Genomic DNA, 20,852 nt, shown 5'->3' with positions numbered 1-20,852 from the left:
GCACCGGTCCGGACGGGTGCCGCCGCCAGCCCGCCGCCGGTCGACAAAGCCGGAGGTGCTCATGAGTGCGGAGGCGACCAACCCCGCGAACCCGGGACCGATCACGCCCGGAACGCACCGTCGGCGTGGCCGCCCCCGGATCGACCTGCGCCGCCTCGGCCGCGCGGCGCTCCTCGGCCCCACCGCGCGCGGCCGCCTCCCGGACGCGATCGGGCACGTGGCGGAGGCCCACCGGGCCCACTACCCCGACGCCGTTCTGGAACCGCTGCACCGTGCCTACGTACTGGCCGAGTCCTCGCACCGCGGCCAGATGCGCAAGAGCGGCGAGCCGTACATCACACACCCGCTCGCGGTGACGCTGATCCTGGCCGAGCTGGGCGCGGAGACCACGACGCTGACCGCCTCCCTGCTGCACGACACCGTCGAGGACACCGAGGTCACGCTCGACCAGGTGCGCGAGGAGTTCGGCGAGGAGGTCGCCTATCTCGTCGACGGTGTGACCAAGCTGGAGAAGGTCGACTACGGGGCGGCGGCCGAACCCGAGACGTTCCGCAAGATGCTGGTCGCGACCGGAAGCGACGTGCGCGTCATGTCGATCAAGCTCGCCGACCGCCTGCACAACATGCGCACCCTCGGCGTCATGCGCCAGGAGAAGCAGGAACGGATCGCCAAGGTCACCCGCGACGTCCTCATCCCGCTCGCCGAACGGCTGGGCGTGCAGGCACTGAAGACCGAACTCGAGGACCTCGTGTTCGCCATCCTGCGCCCCGAGGAGTACGGACAGACGCGCGAGCTCATGGCGGCCTACGCCGAGCGCACCGAGAACTCCCTGGCGGGGTTCGCGGCGGAGCTGCGCTCAGTGCTGCGCGAGGCGGGCCTGAGCGCCGAAGTCCTCATCAGGCCGCGGCACTTCGTGTCCGTCCACCGGGTGCGGCGCAAGCGCGGCGAGCTGCGCGGGGCGGACTTCGGGCGCCTCCTTGTCCTCGTGAACGAGGACGCGGACTGTTACGGCGTCCTCGGTGAACTGCACACGTGTTTCACGCCGGTGGTCTCGGAGTTCAAGGACTTCATCGCCGTACCGAAATTCAACCTGTACCAATCGCTGCACACCGCGGTCGCCCGCACCGACGGCGAGGTCGCCGAAGTCCTCATCCGTACGCACCAGATGCACAAGGTGGCGGAGGCGGGCGTCGTGGCGCTCGGCAATCCGTACGCGCCCTCCGCCGAGGAGCACCTCGACACCGTGGGCGAGCGCTCCGACCCCACGCGTCCCGGCTGGCTGAACCGGCTGCTCGAATGGCAGCAGTCCGCGCCTGACACCGACACCTTCTGGTCGACGCTGCGCGAGGACCTCGCCCAGGACCGCGAGATCGCCGTCTTCCGGCCCGACGGCGGCACCATCGGCCTTCCCGCGGGCGCCAGTTGCGTCGACGCCGCGTACGCGCAGTACGGCGAGGACGCCCACGCCGTGATCGGCGCGCGGGTCAACGGCCGCCTGGCGACGCTCAGTACGGTCCTCGGCGACGGTGACACCGTCCAGCTGCTCATGGCGGGCGTGGAGGGCAGCGCCGCGTCCGAGCCGTCGGTCGCCTGGCTCGACCATGCCCGTACGCCCGCCGCCCGCATCGCCATCCGCCGCTGGCTGGCCACCCACCCGGAGGGCCCGAGCGCGCCCGCCTCGGCGCCCAGAGCCCCGTACAGCGGCCCCTCGGCGCGGCCCTCCGCGGCGAACGCCGTGGTCGACCAGCCGGGCGCCACGGTGCGCCTCGCGGGCTGCTGCACACCCGTACCGCCCGACGAGGTGACCGGGTTCGCCGTGCGCGGCGGCGTCGTCACCGTGCACCGTGTCTCCTGCTCCGGAGTGGCGCGCATGAAGGACGCGGGGCGCGCGGAAGTGGGCGTGCGCTGGGCGGACGCGGAGGCGGCCGAGTACCGGGTGACCCTGATCGCCGAGTCGTTCAGTCGCCCGCATCTGCTCGCCGACCTGACCGAGGCCATAGCGCTGGAGGGCGTCGCCATCATCTCGGCGACCGTCGACCCGCCCGACCAGGGCCGCGTCCGGCACACGTACACGCTCCAACTCCCGGACGCCGCGCACCTCCAGGGGCTCATGCGGGCGATGCGGAACGTGCCGGGTGTGTACGACGTGGGGCGCACGCGGCACGCGGCGGCGGGCGCCCTGTAGGCCCACCCGAAACCCTCGTTCGGGTGGTGCGGCGCGTGCCGCACCGTGCGCCGGGGCGCGCGCTGATAGCCGTAGTTCATGCTGCTCAGCTCCCGAACGCCCCGCGTCGCCGCGCTTCTGGCCGCCGGCGCCTCGCTCGCCCTTGTCGCCGCGGCCGCGCCCCCCGAGCCGCTCGGCATCGGCGACCGGCTCTTCCCGCATCTTGGCAATCCCGGCTACGACGTCACCGACTACGACATCTCCTTCACGTACCACGGTGACAACAGCAAGCCCCTCGACGCCGTCACCAAGATCGACGCACGGGCGACCTCCCGGCTCGACCGGATCAACCTCGACTTCTCGCACGGCACCGTGCGTTCGGTGACGGTCAACGGGGCGCGGGCGCACTACGCCACCACGGGCGAGGACCTGGTCGTCACGCCCGCCGCGGCCGTGGCTCCCGGCCAACCGCTGAACATCACCGTGCGGCACACCAGCGACCCCGTGCCTGGCAAGAAGGAAGTCGGCTGGGTGCGCACCAAGGACGGGCTCGCGATGGCCAACCAGGCCGACGCCGCGCACCGCGTCTTCCCGTCCAACGACCACCCCTCCGACAAGGCGTACTTCACCTTCCGGATCACCGCCCCCAAGGGATACACGGCGGTCGCCAACGGCCTCCCCGTCGCGACAACGCGGCAAGGAGGCGCCACGAAGTGGGCCTACCGCACCGCCCACCCGATGGCCACGGAGCTGGCCCAGGTCTCCATCGGCCGCTCCGCCGTGCTGCACCAGGAGGGCCCGGACGGACTTCCCGTACGCGATGTCGTGCCCGCCAAGGACGCCAAGGCGCTGAAGCCCTGGCTCAAGAAGACGCCGGGCCAGATCGCCTGGATGGAGAAGAAGGTCGGCAACTACCCCTTCGAGAACTACGGCCTGCTGATCGCCCACGCGTCCACCGGCTTCGAACTCGAGACGCAAACGCTCTCTCTCTTCGAGAGAGACCTGTTCACGGGCTCCGGGTACCCGAAGTGGTACGTCGAGTCGATCATGGTCCATGAACTGGCACACCAGTGGTTCGGTGACAGCGTCAGCCCGCGCACCTGGTCCGACCTGTGGCTCAACGAGGGCCACGCCACCTGGTACGAGTCCCTGTACGCCCAGGAGAAGGCGGACCGGTCCATGGTGAAGCGGATGCGCGCCGCCTACCGCGCGTCCGACACCATGCGCGCCGACGGCGGGCCGCCCGCCGCGCCCAAGAAGCCCACGGGCGGCAAGATCAGCATCTTCCGGCCGGTCGTCTACGACGGCAGCGCCCTGGTCCTCTACGCCCTCCGCCAGGAGATCGGCGCGGACACCTTCCAGCGCCTGGAGCGCACGTGGCTGGCCACGCACCGTGACTCCACCGCCACGACCGCCGACTTCGTGAAGCTCGCCTCGCGGCTGTCGGGACGCGACCTGAGCGGCTTCTTCGACGCCTGGCTCTACGGCAAGAAGACGCCGCCCATGCCGGGTCATCCGGACTGGAAGGCCGACCCGGTGTCGAAGCACTGACACGGGGAAACAATCCAGATGACGAGACGGCCCGTACCGTGCGAATATCGTCGACGTCGACGGCGCGGGCCACCGGATCGGCGCTCGCGGGAATCCCCGGAGCAGGCCGAGCGTTGTCAGAGATGACGGGTGGGACCCCCGTCGCGTATCCCGAATCCCACAGACGTAAGGACCCAATGACCTCCTCTTCATCCCCTTCCCAGGACGCGCAGAACATGGTGCAGAACCACACCGAGAGCCTTCGGGCCGATGCCCTGATGGAAGAGGACGTCGCCTGGAGCCACGAGATCGACGGAGACCGGGACGGTCAGCAGTTCGACCGCTCCGAGCGTGCGGCGCTGCGTCGCGTCGCGGGCCTCTCCACCGAGCTCGAGGACGTCACCGAGGTCGAGTACCGACAGCTCCGCCTGGAGCGCGTGGTGCTCGTCGGCGTGTGGACTTCGGGAACGGTTCACGACGCGGAGAACTCCCTCGCGGAGCTCGCCGCCCTCGCCGAGACGGCGGGCGCGCTCGTGCTCGACGGCGTGATCCAGCGCCGCGACAAGCCGGACGCGGCGACGTACATCGGCTCCGGCAAGGCCCAGGAGCTGCGCGACGTCGTGCTCGAGACCGGAGCGGACACGGTCGTGTGCGACGGTGAGCTCAGCCCCGGCCAGCTCATCCACCTCGAGGACGTCGTCAAGGTCAAGGTGGTCGACAGGACCGCGCTGATCCTCGACATCTTCGCCCAGCACGCCAAGTCCCGAGAGGGCAAGGCGCAGGTCGCGCTCGCGCAGATGCAGTACATGCTGCCGCGGCTGCGCGGCTGGGGTCAGTCGCTGTCCCGGCAGATGGGTGGCGGTGGCTCCGGCTCCTCGGGCGGCGGTATGGCCACCCGTGGTCCCGGTGAGACCAAGATCGAGACGGACCGGCGCCGGATCCGCGAGAAGATGGCGAAGATGCGCCGTGAGATCGCGGAGATGAAGACCGGCCGCGACATCAAGCGCCAGGAGCGCCGCAGGCACAAGGTGCCCTCGGTGGCCATCGCCGGATACACCAACGCCGGCAAGTCCTCGCTCCTCAACCGACTCACCGGCGCGGGCGTACTGGTGGAGAACTCGCTGTTCGCCACTCTGGACCCGACCGTGCGCCGGGCCGAGACCCCGAGCGGGCGGCTGTACACGCTGGCCGACACGGTCGGTTTCGTACGGCACCTGCCGCACCACCTCGTCGAGGCGTTCCGCTCGACCATGGAGGAGGTCGGTGACTCCGACCTGATCCTGCATGTGGTCGACGGTTCGCACCCCGCGCCGGAGGAGCAGCTCGCCTCCGTACGCGAGGTCATCCGTGACGTCGGGGCGACGGACGTGCCCGAGATCGTGGTGATCAACAAGGCGGACGCGGCGGACCCGTTGGTGCTGCAGCGGCTGCTGCGCGTGGAGAAGCGCGCGATCGCCGTCTCGGCCCGCTCGGGCCAGGGCATCGAGGAGCTGCTCGAGCTCATCGACGCCGAACTGCCGCGCCCCGCGGTCGAGATCGAGGCCCTCGTGCCGTACACGCACGGCCAGCTGGTCGCGCGTGCGCACGCCGACGGTGAAGTGATCTCCGAGGAGCACACCCCGGAGGGCACGCTTCTGAAGGCACGCGTCCACGAGGAATTCGCGGCGGAGTTCGCGCCGTACGTTCCGGCGGCGGTCGCGGGCTGACGGCTGGCCAAGTAGTACCGAATCACCGAACATGGCTGAGCCCCGCTCCGGTCCACCGGAGAGGGGCTCAGCCATGAGCTCGGCCGGTCGGGCCGCCCGCGCCTACTGCCCGGCGAACTTCCTGCTCACCGAGTCGTAGATCCCCTTGGCCTCCTTGCCGAGCCGCGGGCCCGCGAGCCAACCCGCCGTCACCGGGCCGATCGAGGTGTTGGACACCAGGGCCGGCTTGCCGTCGGCGCCCTGGCCGACCCAGCCGCCGCCCGACGAACCGCCCGTCATGGTGCAGCCGATGCGGTACATCGTCGGGTCCGTGTCGTTCAGCGAAAGACGGCCCGGCCGGTCCGCGCACTGGTACAGCCGCTGCCCGTCGAACGGCGCCGCCGCCGGATAGCCCTTCGCGGTCAGCTGCGAGACCTTCGGCACCGCCGGCGCGTTGAAGTTCACCGGGAGCGCCGAACCCACTGTCTCCTCAAGGGACTTGGTGGTGCCGCCCTTCTCAGGCGTCAGATGGATCACGGCGAAGTCGTACGAAGCGCCCGCCCCGCCGCTCGGGCCGCCCTGCGCGATCCACTGGTCGGACGTCAGCGCCGCGTCACCCCACCACACGCCGTACGGCGCGACCTCGCTCCGGGGCGCGTTCTGCATCTCCTGCGCGGACTTGCCGCTGTCGTTGTACGAGGGCACGAACGCGATGTTGCGGTACCAGCCGCCGTTCTTGCCCGCGTGCACGCAGTGGCCCGCCGTCCAGATCATGTTGGACCTGCCGGGATGCGCGGGATCGGTGACCACGGTCGCCGAGCAGACCATCGAACCCTTGGGGCCGTCGAAGAACAGCTTGCCCGCGTACGGGGCGTTCGCGTGGTACGGAGTGGACACACCGGCGGCCGCCACCGGCCTCGGCTCCGGGTCCGTCACACCCTGGTCGCCGGAGAGGTCGTTCTCGTCGACCTCGCCACCGGTGGGCTTGTCGGCGTCCCGCATCCGGCCGGAGTCCCACAGGCCGTCGATGATCGGGTTGACGAAGTCCTGCGCCTCACGCAGCCACTTGTCCTTGTCCCAGTTCTTCCACTCGCCGTCCTTCCACTTGTCCGGGTCGATCCCGTGCTCCTTGAGCCGGTCCTTGATGTCGTCCGGGATCTTGAACTTGCCATCGCCCGCGGACGCCGAGGCGGTCGGCTTGTCGTTCGCGTTGTTCTCGCTCGGCCCGCACGCCGTGGCGGTCAGAGCGACCACGGCACCGAGTGCGACCGCCGCCGCCACAGGGGATGTTCTGCTTCGCGCGCCTCGAGTGCGGCGCGCGGCGAACTGCGGGCGTATGGGTCGCATGTCGTGAATCCCCCTGGGCTTCGAAAAAGTTGAACTGCCGTACGTGTGCGGTCCAGCGGTACGTGTGCGGTCCAGAGGAGGCGGAACCTCGCCTCCGAACGGCACACCACCCTATGCCGGTGCCATCGGGGACGGCCGACGGAACAGCAACGGTTCCGTCACGGAGGGATCTTCCGGCCGGTACTGATCGTGACGGGGCGGCGCGCCTCTGACTCACGGTGGGGGAGCGGCGGCTGCGCCGACCCGCCGGCGTCGCGGACACCTGGCAAAGGTCTGCTCATCAGTCCTGTACGAGCCGTGTTCCTCCGCCCGTCCCGTCGTTGGTACGTACGGGGGAACCGCAGCCGGTGTTCAGCGCGCGCCGACTCGCCCCGCCGATCGGTGAGTCGAGGGGCCTTTTCGGCCGTATATCCAGCAGGAGGACCAACAGCCGTGGCGGTGACCGATCCTGTGCCCGTGACCGATCCTGAGATCTTGGCGGTGCCGGCCCCGTATGGCGGGGGGACACACACGACCCCTGCCCCGGACGCCGGCGCGCACGAGGGGATCCTGCGCCGTCAGTGCGCGCGGGAGTCCGCGGCGCGCACCTACGCGCGCGCCCTGCCGATCGTGCCGGTACGGGCCCGTGGGCTCACCATCGAGGGCGCCGACGGCCGCCGTTATCTGGACTGTCTGTCCGGCGCGGGGACCCTCGCGCTCGGCCACAACCATCCGGTGGTGCTGGAGGCCATCCGCACAGTGCTCGACTCGGGTGCGCCCCTGCACGTCCTCGACCTGGCGACTCCGGTCAAGGACGCGTTCACCACCGAGCTGTTCCGCACGCTGCCGCCCGGACTTGCGGACCGGGCCCGCATCCAGTTCTGCGGTCCCGCGGGCACCGACGCCGTCGAGGCCGCGCTGAAACTGGTCCGCACCGCCACCGGGCGCTCGGGCCTGCTCTCCTTCGCGGGCGCCTATCACGGCATGACCGCGGGGGCGCTCGAAGCGTCCGGCGGGGCGCAGGACGTCCGCGTCACGCGCCTGCCGTATCCGCAGGACTACCGGTGCCCCTTCGGCGTCGGAGGCCCGCGCGGCGCCGAACTCGCCGCCCGCTGGACCGAATCGCTCCTCGACGACACCAAGTCCGGAGTGCCGCAACCCGCGGGCATGATCCTCGAACCGGTGCAGGGGGAGGGCGGCGTCATCCCCGCGCCCGACGCCTGGCTGCGCCGGATGCGTGCCGTCACCGAGCACCGCTCGATCCCGCTCGTCGTCGACGAGGTACAGACCGGCGTCGGCCGCACCGGCGCCTTCTGGGCAGTGGAACACAGCGGCGTCGTGCCCGACGTCATGGTCCTGTCCAAGGCCATCGGAGGCAGCCTGCCGCTCGCCGTGATCGTCTACCGCGACGACCTCGACGTCTGGCCTCCGGGCGCCCACGCCGGCACGTTCCGCGGCAACCAGCTCGCCATGGCCGCGGGCGCCGCCACCCTCTCGTATGTCCGGGAGAACGCCCTCGCCGAGCGCGCCGCCGATCTCGGCGCCCGCATGCTCGCTCAACTCCGGGTTCTGTCCGATGAGTTCGCCTGTGTCGGCGAGGTCCGCGGGCGTGGCCTGATGATCGGCGTGGAGCTCGTCGACCCGGACAGCGGCGTCCCCGCGTCCGCCGCCGGGGAACTCGACGACGACCCCTTGCTCGCCGGGCCCACCCCGCTCCCGGCCGCGCCCCGACTCGCCGCGGCCGTGCGCGACGCCTGCCTCGACCGCGGCCTGATCGTCGAACTCGGCGGCCGTCGTTCCAGCGTCGTACGCCTGCTGCCGCCCCTCACCATCACCGACGAGCAGGCCGCGGCCATCGTGGACCGGCTCGCCGACGCCCTGGCGGCCGTCGCCCGCACGCGCCGTCACGAATCGCAGGAGCGCCCGACGACACACCACCCCCAGCGACGGCAGTGACACGCCGGACCGGCCGGACCACCGCCTCATGGAGCCCACCACCCCACGCAAGGAAGCCAGTTGAACGCCACACCCGCATCCGACGGCCGTTCCCGTCCCCCCGCCGGCGGATCCTGTGACACGCAAACCCCGCGCGCCCAGGAGCGCGACGCGATCCCGCGGCAGCAGGGCGGCGGCCAGGAGACCGAGCGTCCCCGCACTCCCGTCGTCGATCTCCTGGAACACCCGGACCCCGCGACTGCCGCCCAGGTGGCAGCGGTCGAGAACCTGTTGCGTTGCTGGGTGCGCGAGAACAACATCGCTCCTCCTTCCTTCGGCGCGCTTCGCATCCCGCTGCCCGCGAGCGGCACCGTCCTCCTCGTCCCGGTCCACTACTGGTCGCCCTCCGGCTGGCACCGCTTCGGCCTGCCCTGCCTGGAGAACGCGCCGCCGCACGCCCCCGGCGTGGACGCCGTCGCCCTCGCCGCACTCCTGAGCAGGGAATCGGCCCACGGCGCAGCCGACGCCCCTGCCTCCTCCGACGGCCCGGCGTCGGGAGCCCCCGCCGCCGACGGCGACAGCGGTGAACTGGTGGTCCGCGTCGCCGATTCGCTGCGTCGCACCACCGACTTCATCGCGGACCGCCGACACCGCCCCGCGGACCAGGCAGACCCCTTCCTCGCGGCGGAGCAGGCACTGCTCCTCGGACACCCGCTGCACCCGACTCCGAAGAGCCGCGAAGGACTCTCCGACACCGAAGCGGGCCGCTACTCACCGGAGTTGCGCGGCTCCTTCCCCCTGCACTGGATCGCCGTGGCCCCGGACGTCCTCGCCCACGACTCGGCCTGGACCGACGACGGCCGCGCCCGCACCGCCGCCGAACTCACCTCCCAACTGGCAGGCCCGGGGCTCCCCCTGCCCGCAGGGCACGCCGCGCTGCCCATGCACCCATGGCAGCTGCGTGAACTGCGTGAGCGCCCCGCCACCGCCGCCCTCCTGGACGCCGGCCTGCTGCACGACCTGGGCCCGCACGGCGACCCCTGGTTCCCCACCTCCTCCGTCCGCACGCTGTACCGGCCCGGCGCGCCGGCCATGCTCAAGCTCTCCCTCGGCCTGCGCATCACCAACTCCCGCCGGGAGAACCTCCGCAAGGAACTCCACCGGGGCGTCGAGGTCCACCGGCTCCTCGGCACCGGTCTCGCCGCGCAGTGGCAGGCCGCGCACCCCGGGTTCGACGTCGTCCGCGACCCGGCCTGGCTCGCCGTCGACGGCCCGGACGGCGTACCCGTGCCCGGTGTGGACGTGATGATCCGCACCAACCCCTTCCGCTCCCACGACGACGCGGCATGCGTCGCCGGCCTCGTCTCGCCCAGGCCGACGGCCGCCCCGGCCGACCCAGCCGTCCCGGCCGACCGCAGCGGTCACCCGGCTATGAGCTCCCGCCTCGCCGACACCGTGACCCGCCTCGCGGCCCGCACCGGGCGATCCCGCGGAGCCGTGTCCGCCGAGTGGTTCCTGCGGTACCTGGAACACGTCGTCCGACCCGTGCTCTGGTTCGACGGCGAAGCCGGTATCGCCCTGGAGGCCCACCAGCAGAACACCCTGGTGCTCCTGGACGCCGATGGCTGGCCCGTCGGCGGGCGCTACCGGGACAACCAGGGCTACTACTTCCGCGAGTCCCGCCGCGCCGAACTCGACCGGCGACTGCCCGGTATCGGCACGCACAGCGACACCTTCGTCGACGACGACGTCACCGACGAGCGCTTCGCCTACTACCTCGCCATCAACAACGTCCTCGGCCTGATCGGAGCCTTCGGCTCCCAACGGCTTGCCGACGAACAGCTGTTGATCGCCGCGTTCCGCCGCTTCCTCGGAGAAGCCGCCACCGGGCCGAACCGGCAGCGCAGCACACTGCCGAGCCTGCTGCTCGACTCGCCCACGCTGCGCTGCAAGGCCAACATGCTCACCCGGCTGCACGGCCTCGACGAACTCGTCGGCCCCGTCGACACCCAGTCCGTCTACGTCACCATCGCCAACCCCTTTCATTCCCGTCGTACCTGAGAGAGGAGCGTCGCCGTGCCTCCCACCGACGCCGACACCACTCCCACCACCACCGCCCACGCTCCGGCTCCACCCGCGCCGAACGCGGACGGAGCTGAGCGCGCCGAGCACGCCGAGCCGGCCGAACCCGCCGGGCACGCGGACCACGCCGGGCACGCCGAGCCGGCCGAGCCCGCCGGGCACGCGGACCACGCCGGGCACGCCGGGCACGCCGAGCCCGCGGGGCACGCCGGGCACGCCGAGCCCGCGGAGGATACGGAGAGCGCTGAGAACGCGGAGCACACGCGGAGCGCCGACGGTGCGGACAGCGCCGACTTCCAGGACACCCTGGACCTGCGCCTCCCCGACGAACTGCTCGCGCTCATCGCGGAGCAGACCGGCGGGCACCGCCTCGCTCCCGACCCCACGGCCCTGACCGAGCACGACCTGCTGGACGACGTGGGGGAGTGGGGACCGGTCACCACTCCCTCAGGCGTCTTCCAACTCGTCCCGGTGCGCATCGAGCGAGACCTGGCACTCATCAGCCGTTGGATGAACGACCCCGCCGTGGCCGCCTTCTGGGAACTCGCCGGACCCGACACCGTCACCGCGGACCACCTCGGCCCCCAACTCACAGGCGACGGACGCAGCGTGCCCTGCCTCGGCGTCCTCGACGGCGCGCCCATGAGCTACTGGGAGATCTACCGCGCCGATCTCGACCCGCTGGCCCGCCACTACCCCGCCCGCCCGCACGACACCGGAATCCACCTCCTCATCGGTGGCGTCGCCGACCGCGGACGAGGACTCGGCACCACGCTGCTCCAAGCCGTCGCCGACCTCGTACTTGATCATCGCCCGCGCTGTGCGCGCGTCATCGCGGAACCCGACCTTCGCAACACCCCCTCCGTCTCCGCTTTCCTGGGTGCGGGATTCCGCTTCTTCGCCGAGGTGGAACTCCCCGACAAGCGGGCCGCGCTCATGGTCCGTGACCGCGCCCTGCGCACCGTACTCCAGGCCAGTCACTCTCTGTAACGAACCTCGACCCGATCCGGTTCCCGTCCGAGGAGTCCCCGTGCCGAATCCGTCCGTCGCCCCGAGTTCCGAAGAGCCGACCGAGCTGTACGACCCGCCCGAGCTCACGTCCGGGAACTGGGACAGGGCGGGCGCCCGGCTGCTGGCCAAGCTGATCGGCGAGTTCGCCTACGAGGGCATCCTGCGGCCGACGGCCCTCGCCCCGGCCGGCCCGGGCCCCCGCCCTTACGTCCTGCCTCTCTCCGGCGGGCTCACCGATGGGGCCGACGGGCCCGGGACCGGCGCCCACGTGAAAGAGGCCGGCGGCACCTTCCACTTCCGCGCCCGCCGCGGCGCGTACGGCAGTTGGCAGGTCGACCCGGCGAGCATGGAGTGGGAACCCGGTCTGCCGGGCCAGGACGGGCCGACCGGACATGCGGAACTCGAGCCGACCGGAAATGCGGAACACGAGCCGACCGAGACAGCGGTAACGACAACGCCCCCGTCCGAAGGCGGACGCGAGCCCCTCACCGACCCGCTCGCCTTCCTCCTCCGTGCCAAGCACACACTCGGCCTCGACGGCAGCACCCTCGGCCACCTCATCCGCGAACTCACCGTCACCCTCGCCGCCGACGCCCGCCTCGACCACACGGCGCTCACCGCGTCACAACTGGCCGACCTCGGATATGCCGAACTCGAGGGCCACCAGACCGGCCACCCCTGGCTCGTACTGAACAAGGGGCGTCTCGGTTTCTCCGCGACCGACACCTCCCGCTGGGCACCGGAATCACGCCGTCCCACCCGTCTCCCGTGGATCGCCGTGCACACGGGCCTCGCCACTTACAGGGGTGTCCTGGGCCTGGAGGACCCTGCCACCCTCTATGACCACGAACTCGACGGACCGACCCGGGCGTTGTTCACGCAGGCGCTCCGGTCGCGCGGACTGGACCCGGCGGCGTATCTCTATCTCCCGGTGCACCCCTGGCAGTGGGACGACATCGTGCTCCCACTCTTCGCGCCGTCCATCGCCACGAACGACATCGTGGCGCTGCCCACGGACGGTGATCTGCGTCTGCCGCAGCAGTCCATCCGTACGTTCCTGAACACGACGCGCCCCGACCGGCACACCGTGAAGCTGCCGCTCTCCATCTTCAACACTCTTGTGTGGCGCGGGCTTCCGACAGAGCGCACCTGGGCAGCGCCCGCCGTCACCACATGGGTGCACGCCCTGCGCGACGCCGACCCCTTCTTGCGCGACGAATGCGGCGTCGTCCTGCTGGGCGAGGTCGCATCCGTGACCGTGGAACACCCCCTGTACGACGGGCTCGACGAAGTCCCCTACCAGTACAAGGAATTGCTGGGCGCGATCTGGCGCGAGCCCGTCACCCGGCACCTCGCCCCTGGAGAGCGCGCCCGGACGCTCGCCTCCTTGTTGCACATCGACGCTGAAGGGCGCGCGTTCGTCGCGGAACTAGTCGCCCGCTCGGGCCTGGAACCGAAGACATGGCTCCGCAGGCTCTTCGCCGCCTTGTTGCCCCCACTGCTGCGCTTTCTCTACCGCTACGGAACCGTCTTCTCTCCACACGGAGAGAACGCCATCGTCGTCTTCGACGACCAGGACGTGCCCGTGCGGCTCGCGGTCAAGGACTTCGTGGACGACGTCAACATCAGCTCGGAGACGCTGCCCGAGCACGACTCCATGCCCGACGACGTGCGCGAGGTCCTGCTCACCGAGGACCCCGCGTTCCTCACCCAGTTCATCCATTCGGGACTCTTCGTGGGCGTCTTCCGCTACCTGGCGCCTCTGTACGAGGAGCAACTCGGGCTCCCCGAGAACGAGTTCTGGTCCCTGGTGCGCGCCGAGATCCTGCGCCACCACGCGCGCTTCCCGGAGCTCAAGGAGCGGTACGAGATGTTCGACCTGCTCACCCCGGAGATCGAGCGTCTGTGCCTCAACCGCAACCGGCTGCATCTCGACGGCTACCGCGACCGCGCCGACCGCCCGCACGCGGCCGTGCACGGCACCGTCGCCAATCCGCTGCATCAGCCGTGATCGCCGGATTGTCAGTGGGTCCGTTTAGGGTGGTCGAGCTATGACGAAGCCCTCACTCCCCGAGCTCCTGCACGCCGCCGTCACCGCTGTCGGCGGCACGGAGCGCCCTGGCCAGGTCACCATGGCCGAGACCGTCGCCGAGGCGATCGACGACGGTTCCCATCTTCTCGTCCAGGCGGGCACCGGCACAGGCAAGTCGCTGGGCTACCTCGTGCCGGCCCTGGCCCACGGGGAGCGCGTCGTCGTGGCGACCGCCACGCTGGCGTTGCAGCGCCAGCTCGTCGAGCGGGACCTGCCGCGCACGGTCGAGTCGCTGCACCCGCTGCTGCGGCGCCGCCCGAATTTCGCGATGCTCAAGGGCCGGTCGAACTATCTGTGCCTGCACCGTCTCCACGAGGGCGTACCGCAGGAAGAGGAAGGCGGCCTCTTCGACCAGTTCGAGGCGGCAGCGCCCACCAGCAAGCTGGGCCAGGACCTGCTGCGCATGCGCGACTGGGCGGACGAGACGGAGACGGGCGACCGGGACGATCTCACACCCGGCGTCTCGGACAAGGCCTGGGCACAGGTCTCGGTCTCCTCGCGCGAGTGCCTGGGCGCGTCGAAGTGCGCGTACGGCCAGGAATGCTTCGCCGAGATGTCCCGGGAGCGCGCCAAGCTCGCCGACGTCATCGTCACCAACCACGCGCTGCTCGCGATCGACGCCATCGAAGGCGCGCCGGTCCTGCCGCAGCACGAGGTGCTGATCGTGGACGAGGCGCACGAGCTGGTCTCTCGGGTGACCGGGGTGGCGACGGGGGAGCTGACGCCCGGCCAGGTCAACCGAGCGGTGAAGCGCGCGGCGAAGCTCGTCAACGAGAAGGCGGCGGACCAGCTCCAGACCGCCTCCGAGGGCTTCGAGCGGGTCATGGAGCTGGCCCTGCCCGGCCGCCTGGAGGAAGTCCCAGAGGACCTCGGCTACGCGCTCATGGCCCTGCGGGACGCCGCGCGTACGGTGATCACCGCACTCGGGAACACGCGCGACAAGTCCGTCCAGGACGAGGACGCCGTCCGCAAGCAGGCCCTCGCCGCGGTGGAGAACATTCACGACGTGGCGGAGCGGATTTCGAACGGCTCGGAGTGGGACGTCGTCTGGTACGAGCGGCACGACCGCTTCGGCGCCTCCCTGCGCGTCGCCCCCATGTCGGTGTCCGGTCTCCTGCGGGAGAAGCTCTTCACCGACCGCTCTGTCGTCCTGACCTCGGCGACACTGAAGCTCGGCGGCGACTTCAACGGGGTGGGTGCCTCCATGGGCCTCGCCCCCGAAGGCACCGAGGGCGAGGACCTGCCGGTCTGGAAGGGCGTCGACGTCGGATCGCCGTTCGACTACCGCAAGCAGGGCATCCTCTACGTCGCGAAGCACCTGGCGAAGCCGACGCGTGACGGCACGCGTACGGACATGACGGACGAGCTGAGCGAGCTGATCCAGGCGGCCGGCGGCCGTACGCTCGGCCTCTTCTCGTCGATGCGGGCGGCCCAGGCGGCGGCCGAGGAACTGCGCACGCGGATTCCGGAGTTCCCGATCCTGTTGCAGGGCGAGGACACCCTGGGTGAGCTGATCAAGGCCTTCGCGGCCGATCCGGAGACCTGTCTGTTCGGCACCCTGTCGCTGTGGCAGGGCGTGGACGTGCCGGGCCCGAACTGTCAGCTGGTCGTGATGGACAAGATCCCGTTCCCGCGGCCGGACGACCCGCTGATGAGCGCGCGCCAGAAGGCGGTCGAGGACGCGGGTGGCAACGGGTTCATGGCGGTGGCCGCGACGCACTCGGCGCTGCTGATGGCGCAGGGCGCGGGCCGCCTCATCCGGGCGACGGGCGATCGCGGCGTGGTCGCGGTCCTGGACCCCCGTCTGGCGACGGCGCGCTACGGCAGCTATCTGAAGGCGTCGATGCCGGACTTCTGGTTCACGACGGACCGGAACCAGGTGCGGCGCTCACTCTCGTCGATCGACGCGGCCGCGAAGGCAGCGACGACAGAGAATGCAGCTACGGCAGCGAAGACGGTGGACGAGGAGTAGTCAGGGCGCGGACGGTGGCCCGGTGCGGACAGCGCTGGGCCCCGGAACCGGCGCAGTTGGTTCCGGGGCCCGGTCAGGGAGGTGCGTCAGACGCGCCGCAGAACGGCTACCACCTTGCCGAGGATCGTCGCCTCGTCACCGGGGATCGGCTGGTACGCGGAGTTGTGCGGCAGGAGCCAGACATGGCCGTCCTCCCGCTTGAAGCGCTTGACCGTAGCCTCGCCGTCGAGCATCGCGGCGACGATGTCGCCGTTCTCCGCGACGGGCTGGCGGCGGACCGTGACCCAGTCCCCGTCACAGATCGCGGCCTCGATCATCGAGTCGCCGACGACCTTCAGGACGAACAGCTCACCGTCACCGACGAGCTGCCGGGGCAGCGGGAAGACGTCCTCGACCGATTCCTCGGCGAGGATCGGGCCACCGGCGGCGATCCGACCCACCAGGGGCACATACGAAGCCGCGGGCTTTCCGGCGGTGTCCGTGGGCTGCGCGCTGGGCTGGTCCGAGCCACGGACCTCGTACGCGCGCGGGCGGTGCGGGTCACGGCGCAGGAAGCCCTTGCGCTCGAGTGCCATCAGCTGGTGCGCGACCGACGAGGTGCTGGACAGGCCGACCGCCTGGCCGATCTCCCGCATGGACGGCGGGTACCCCCGACGCTGCACCGAGTCCCGGATGACCTCGATGACGCGGCGCTGCCGATCCGTGAGCCCCGAGCTGTCCGCGCGGATCCCTGGGGGTCGGCCGGGCAGGGAGCGCCCCGGCTTGGGGCCCTCCTGGCTCATGGCTGTGTCATTCATGGCATGCACCGGCTCGAGTCGGCCCTGGGCGCGGCCCTGGGCAGTGATGGTGGCACTGTCTGCGGTCGTGGTCACGTCGGTAGGCCCCTCTCGAGAATGTCTCCCTAGCTAGCCAACGGTAGTTCCTTTCGAAAGGTTGCGCCAAACACACGTTCGAGTGAAAAACCGACGATTGCTTGTCGTGATCACGCACCTGGGTGTATGGCAACCTCGAAGCGGAGCGGCAATTCTGCTCAATCCGGTACGCTTCTGCGTCGGAGTCGAGGTTCGGCCCGCGGGTTCCCCAGTCTGCCACTCGCCTCCCCGTCAACCAGGCACTGCCCTCGTTCTTTCTCGTGTCGTGCCGGTGCGGACACCGGCGCCACGCGGCCCCGCCGCCCCTTGTGCGATGCGCGTTTCCCGCGCGCGACACGCGCGACACGCTCTGGGGCTCAAAATGCGGCCGAACCCCAGATGTAGTGGTTGGATTAGATCCGCAGCCCAGAAGTTGTGGTCCCCGGTCCATCTCGGTCCCGGTCATCGCCTATGCTTGGGGCTGCTTCGAGAGGCGTGATCCAGCCCCTCGGAGCTATCGAGTCGTGCCGTGAAGGAGGGTTGGGAGTTCATGCACTGCCCCTTCTGCAGGCATCCCGACAGCCGTGTCGTCGACAGCCGCACCACCGACGACGGCACGTCGATCCGCCGGCGCCGTCAGTGTCCGGACTGCTCCCGTCGTTTCACGACGGTGGAGACGTGTTCACTGATGGTCGTGAAGCGGAGCGGGGTGACCGAACCCTTCAGTCGCACCAAGGTCATCAATGGCGTACGCAAGGCGTGCCAGGGGCGTCCGGTCACCGAGGACGCCCTCGCCCAGCTCGGCCAGCGGGTCGAGGAGGCGGTGCGCGCCACCGGAAGCGCCGAACTGACCACTCATGACGTGGGCCTGGCCATACTCGGCCCGCTTCAGCAGCTGGACCTCGTCGCCTACCTGCGGTTCGCGTCCGTGTACCGGGCGTTCGACTCGCTGGAGGACTTCGAGTCGGCGATCGCGGAACTGAGGGAACAAGCGCCCGGCGCCGAAACGGACGGCGCGGGCGAAGAGCGCACACAGAGCGAGTGCGGGCCCGGAGGGACTGTAGAAGTCCCCGTGCCCGCCCACGCCGCCGACTGACGGCCACGGGCCGGGCGGCGGCGACCCCAAAGACCTGTTACGGGCGGCAAGAGCGGCGTCCGCAACACAAGACACACACCGTGCGCGGGAAGATCCGGGCACTTTAGGGCGTTTTAGCCCGATATATGGGAGGCGGCATGACAGAGACGGCGAGCGGCCCGGCACGAGGCTCCCGGGCCAAGGGAGCCAAGGCCAACAAGGGTCTGCGTGTCGAGCGCGTCCACACCACCCCCGGCGTGCACCCGTACGACGAGGTGGAATGGGCGCATCGTGACGTCGTCATGACCAACTGGCGCGACGGCTCGGTCAACTTTGAGCAGCGTGGCGTCGAGTTCCCCGAGTTCTGGTCGGTGAACGCGGTCAACATCGTCACCAGTAAGTACTTCCGGGGCGCCGTCGGCACCCCGCAGCGAGAGGTGAGCCTCAAGCAGCTCATCGACCGCATCGTGAAGACGTACCGGAAGGCCGGCGAGGACCACAAGTACTTCGCCTCGCCCGCCGACGCCGAGATCTTCGAGCACGAGCTGGCCTACGCCCTCCTGCACCAGATCTTCAGCTTCAACTCGCCGGTGTGGTTCAACGTGGGCACGCCTCAGCCCCAGCAGGTCTCCGCCTGCTTCATCCTGTCCGTCGACGACTCCATGGAGTCGATCCTCGACTGGTACAAGGAAGAGGGCATGATCTTCAAGGGCGGCTCCGGCGCCGGCCTGAACCTCTCCCGCATCCGCTCCTCCAAGGAGCTGCTCTCCTCCGGCGGCAACGCCTCGGGTCCCGTCTCCTTCATGCGCGGTGCCGACGCCTCCGCAGGAACGATCAAGTCGGGTGGCGCCACGCGCCGCGCGGCCAAGATGGTCATCCTCGACGTCGACCACCCCGACATCGAGGGCTTCATCGAGACCAAGGTGAAGGAAGAGGAGAAGATCCGCGCGCTGCGCGACGCGGGCTTCGACATGGACCTGGGCGGCGACGACATCACGTCCGTCCAGTACCAGAACGCCAACAACTCGGTCCGCGTGAACGACGAGTTCATGAAGGCCGTCGAGTCCGGCTCGAAGTTCGGCCTGCGTGGCCGCATGGACGGCGAGGTCATCGAAGAGGTCGAGGCCAAGTCTCTCTTCCGCAAGATGGCCGAGGCCGCCTGGGCCTGTGCCGACCCGGGCATCCAGTACGACGACACCATCAACCACTGGCACACGTGCCCGGAGTCCGGCCGCATCAACGGCTCGAACCCGTGCAGCGAGTACATGCACCTGGACAACACGTCCTGCAACCTCGCCTCGCTGAACCTGATGAAGTTCCTGAAGGACGACGGCAAGGGCAACCAGTCCTTCGACGTCGAGCGCTTCTCGAAGATCGTCGAGCTGGTCATCACCGCGATGGACATCTCCATCTGCTTCGCGGACTTCCCGACGCAGAAGATCGGCGAGAACACCCGCGCCTTCCGTCAGCTCGGCATCGGCTACGCGAACCTGGGCGCCCTGCTCATGGCGACCGGCCACGCCTACGACTCGGACGGTGGCCGCGCCCTCGCCGGCGCGATCAGCTCGCTGATGACGGGTACGTCCTACAAGCGCTCGGCCGAGCTCGCCGCGGTCGTCGGCCCGTACGACGGCTACGCGAAGAACGCGACCCCGCACAACCGCGTCATGAAGCAGCACGCCGACGCCAACGCCGAGGCCGTCCGCATGGACGACCTGGACACCCCGATCTGGGCCGCCGCCACGGAGGCCTGGCAGGACGTCATCCGCCTCGGCGAGAAGAACGGTTTCCGCAACGCCCAGGCGTCCGTCATCGCCCCGACCGGCACCATCGGTCTCGCGATGTCCTGCGACACCACCGGCCTCGAGCCCGACCTCGCCCTGGTCAAGTTCAAGAAGCTGGTCGGCGGCGGCTCGATGCAGATCGTCAACGGCACCGTGCCGCAGGCCCTGCGCCGCCTGGGTTACCAGGAGGAGCAGATCGAGGCGATCGTCGCCCACATCGCCGAGCACGGCAATGTGATCGACGCCCCGAGCCTCAAGCCCGAGCACTACGAGGTGTTCGACTGCGCCATGGGCGAGCGTTCCATCTCCGCGATGGGCCACGTCCGCATGATGGCGGCCATCCAGCCGTGGATCTCCGGCGCGCTCTCCAAGACGGTCAACCTGCCGGAGACGGCGACCGTCGAGGACGTCGAAGAGGTCTACTTCGAGGCGTGGAAGATGGGCGTCAAGGCGCTCGCCATCTACCGCGACAACTGCAAGGTCGGCCAGCCCCTCTCCGCCAAGAAGAAGGAGCAGGAGAAGGCCGAGGTCACCGAGAAGACCGAGGCGACGATCCGCGAGGCCGTCGAGAAGGTCGTCGAGTACCGCCCGGTGCGCAAGCGCCTCCCGAAGGGCCGTCCCGGCATCACCACCTCCTTCACGGTGGGCGGCGCCGAGGGCTACATGACCGCCAACTCCTACCCGGACGACGGTCTCGGTGAGGTCTTCCTGAAGATGTCCAAGCAGGGCTCCACCCTCGCGGGCATGATGGATGCCTTCTCCATCGCCGTCTCGGTCGGCCTCCAGTACGGCGTGCCGCTCGAGACCTACGTCTCGAAGTTCACCAACATGCGCTTCGAGCCGGCCGGTATGACGGACGACCCGGACGTGCGGATGGCGCAGTCGATCGTCGACTACATCTTCCGCCGCCTGGCGCTCGACTTCCTGCCCTTCGAGACGCGCTCCGCCCTCGGCATCCACTCCGCCGAGGAGCGCCAGCGCCACCTGGAGACGGGGTCCTACGAGCCGAACGAGGACGAGGTCGACGTCGAGGCCCTGGCCCAGTCGGCGCCCCGCGCCCAGGAGTTGAAGGCCGTCGAGACGCCGAAGGCCGCGGACGCCACCGCGCAGTCCGTGCCGCAGCAGGCGCACACCAGCGCCGAGCTCGTCGAGATGCAGCTGGGTATCCAGGCCGACGCCCCGCTCTGCTTCTCTTGCGGCACGAAGATGCAGCGGGCCGGCTCTTGCTACATCTGCGAGGGCTGCGGTTCGACCAGCGGTTGCAGCTGATCGGCTGAGTGCCTGATCCGGCTGAGCGCCTGAACTGAGGGGCGGCGGAACCATCACGGTTCCGCCGCCCTTCGGC

12 protein-coding genes are annotated in these 20,852 nt (G+C 70.1%); 10 read left to right on the top strand and 2 right to left on the bottom strand.

The window, feature by feature from the left end; genetic code table 11:
• Positions 1–61: 61 nt before the first annotated feature.
• The 3 genes from ACP4E5_RS14405 to hflX all read left to right on the top strand — a co-directional run bounded on the left by ACP4E5_RS14405 (position 62) and on the right by hflX (position 5,400).
• Positions 62–2,185 (top strand): RelA/SpoT family protein, encoded by a 2,124-nt coding sequence (locus tag ACP4E5_RS14405; protein ID WP_425828674.1) that lies wholly within the window; start codon positions 62–64, stop codon positions 2,183–2,185.
• 78 nt (positions 2,186–2,263) lie between these two features.
• Positions 2,264–3,715 carry a M1 family metallopeptidase gene (locus tag ACP4E5_RS14400; RefSeq protein WP_425828672.1) on the top strand — a complete coding sequence of 484 codons (1,452 nt, stop codon included), beginning with the start codon at positions 2,264–2,266 and terminating at the stop codon, positions 3,713–3,715.
• A 176-nt stretch (positions 3,716–3,891) separates the two neighbouring features.
• Positions 3,892–5,400, top strand: a complete 1,509-nt coding sequence (hflX, locus tag ACP4E5_RS14395) for a GTPase HflX (RefSeq protein ID WP_425828670.1) — start codon at positions 3,892–3,894, stop codon at positions 5,398–5,400.
• Between the two features lie 102 nt (positions 5,401–5,502).
• Here the strand turns inward: hflX and ACP4E5_RS14390 are convergent, their stop codons facing one another.
• Positions 5,503–6,726, bottom strand: coding sequence for a trypsin-like serine peptidase (locus ACP4E5_RS14390; RefSeq protein ID WP_425828668.1), 1,224 nt, complete (start codon positions 6,724–6,726; stop codon positions 5,503–5,505).
• A 480-nt stretch (positions 6,727–7,206) separates the two neighbouring features.
• Between ACP4E5_RS14390 and ACP4E5_RS14385 the strand changes: the two genes are divergently transcribed.
• The 5 genes from ACP4E5_RS14385 to ACP4E5_RS14365 are packed head-to-tail and all read left to right on the top strand — an operon-like array spanning position 7,207 to position 15,797.
• Complete coding sequence (locus ACP4E5_RS14385) at positions 7,207–8,661, top strand: diaminobutyrate--2-oxoglutarate transaminase family protein (RefSeq protein ID WP_425841327.1); 1,455 nt, start codon at positions 7,207–7,209, stop codon at positions 8,659–8,661.
• Between the two features lie 60 nt (positions 8,662–8,721).
• The gene (locus ACP4E5_RS14380; RefSeq protein WP_425828666.1) at positions 8,722–10,701 is read left to right on the top strand and encodes an IucA/IucC family protein; all 1,980 of its coding nucleotides are present in this window, start codon (positions 8,722–8,724) and stop codon (positions 10,699–10,701) included.
• 15 nt (positions 10,702–10,716) lie between these two features.
• On the top strand, positions 10,717–11,712 hold the full coding sequence (locus ACP4E5_RS14375; protein ID WP_425828664.1) for a GNAT family N-acetyltransferase: 996 nt from the start codon (positions 10,717–10,719) through the stop codon (positions 11,710–11,712).
• 40 nt (positions 11,713–11,752) lie between these two features.
• Positions 11,753–13,744 (top strand): IucA/IucC family protein, encoded by a 1,992-nt coding sequence (locus tag ACP4E5_RS14370; protein WP_425828662.1) that lies wholly within the window; start codon positions 11,753–11,755, stop codon positions 13,742–13,744.
• Between the two features lie 40 nt (positions 13,745–13,784).
• Positions 13,785–15,797, top strand: coding sequence for an ATP-dependent DNA helicase (locus ACP4E5_RS14365; RefSeq protein WP_425828660.1), 2,013 nt, complete (start codon positions 13,785–13,787; stop codon positions 15,795–15,797).
• Between the two features lie 86 nt (positions 15,798–15,883).
• On the opposite strand, the gene lexA is transcribed toward ACP4E5_RS14365, so the two are convergent.
• On the bottom strand, positions 15,884–16,669 hold the full coding sequence (lexA, locus tag ACP4E5_RS14360) for a transcriptional repressor LexA (protein ID WP_267068935.1): 786 nt from the start codon (positions 16,667–16,669) through the stop codon (positions 15,884–15,886).
• 529 nt (positions 16,670–17,198) lie between these two features.
• Between lexA and nrdR the strand changes: the two genes are divergently transcribed.
• Entirely contained in the window at positions 17,199–17,744 is a 546-nt protein-coding gene (gene nrdR, locus ACP4E5_RS14355; protein WP_425828657.1) for a transcriptional regulator NrdR, read from the top strand.
• A gap of 137 nt (positions 17,745–17,881) precedes the next feature.
• A complete protein-coding gene (locus ACP4E5_RS14350; protein WP_425828655.1) occupies positions 17,882–20,776 on the top strand; it encodes a vitamin B12-dependent ribonucleotide reductase in 2,895 nt (964 codons plus the stop codon).
• The last annotated feature ends 76 nt before the right edge of the window (positions 20,777–20,852 follow it).

The sequence above is a fragment of the Streptomyces fractus genome (assembly GCF_049844455.1).
Taxonomy (GTDB): Bacteria; Actinomycetota; Actinomycetes; order Streptomycetales; family Streptomycetaceae; genus Streptomyces; species Streptomyces fractus.
This window is presented reverse-complemented; position numbering and strand designations above follow the sequence as displayed.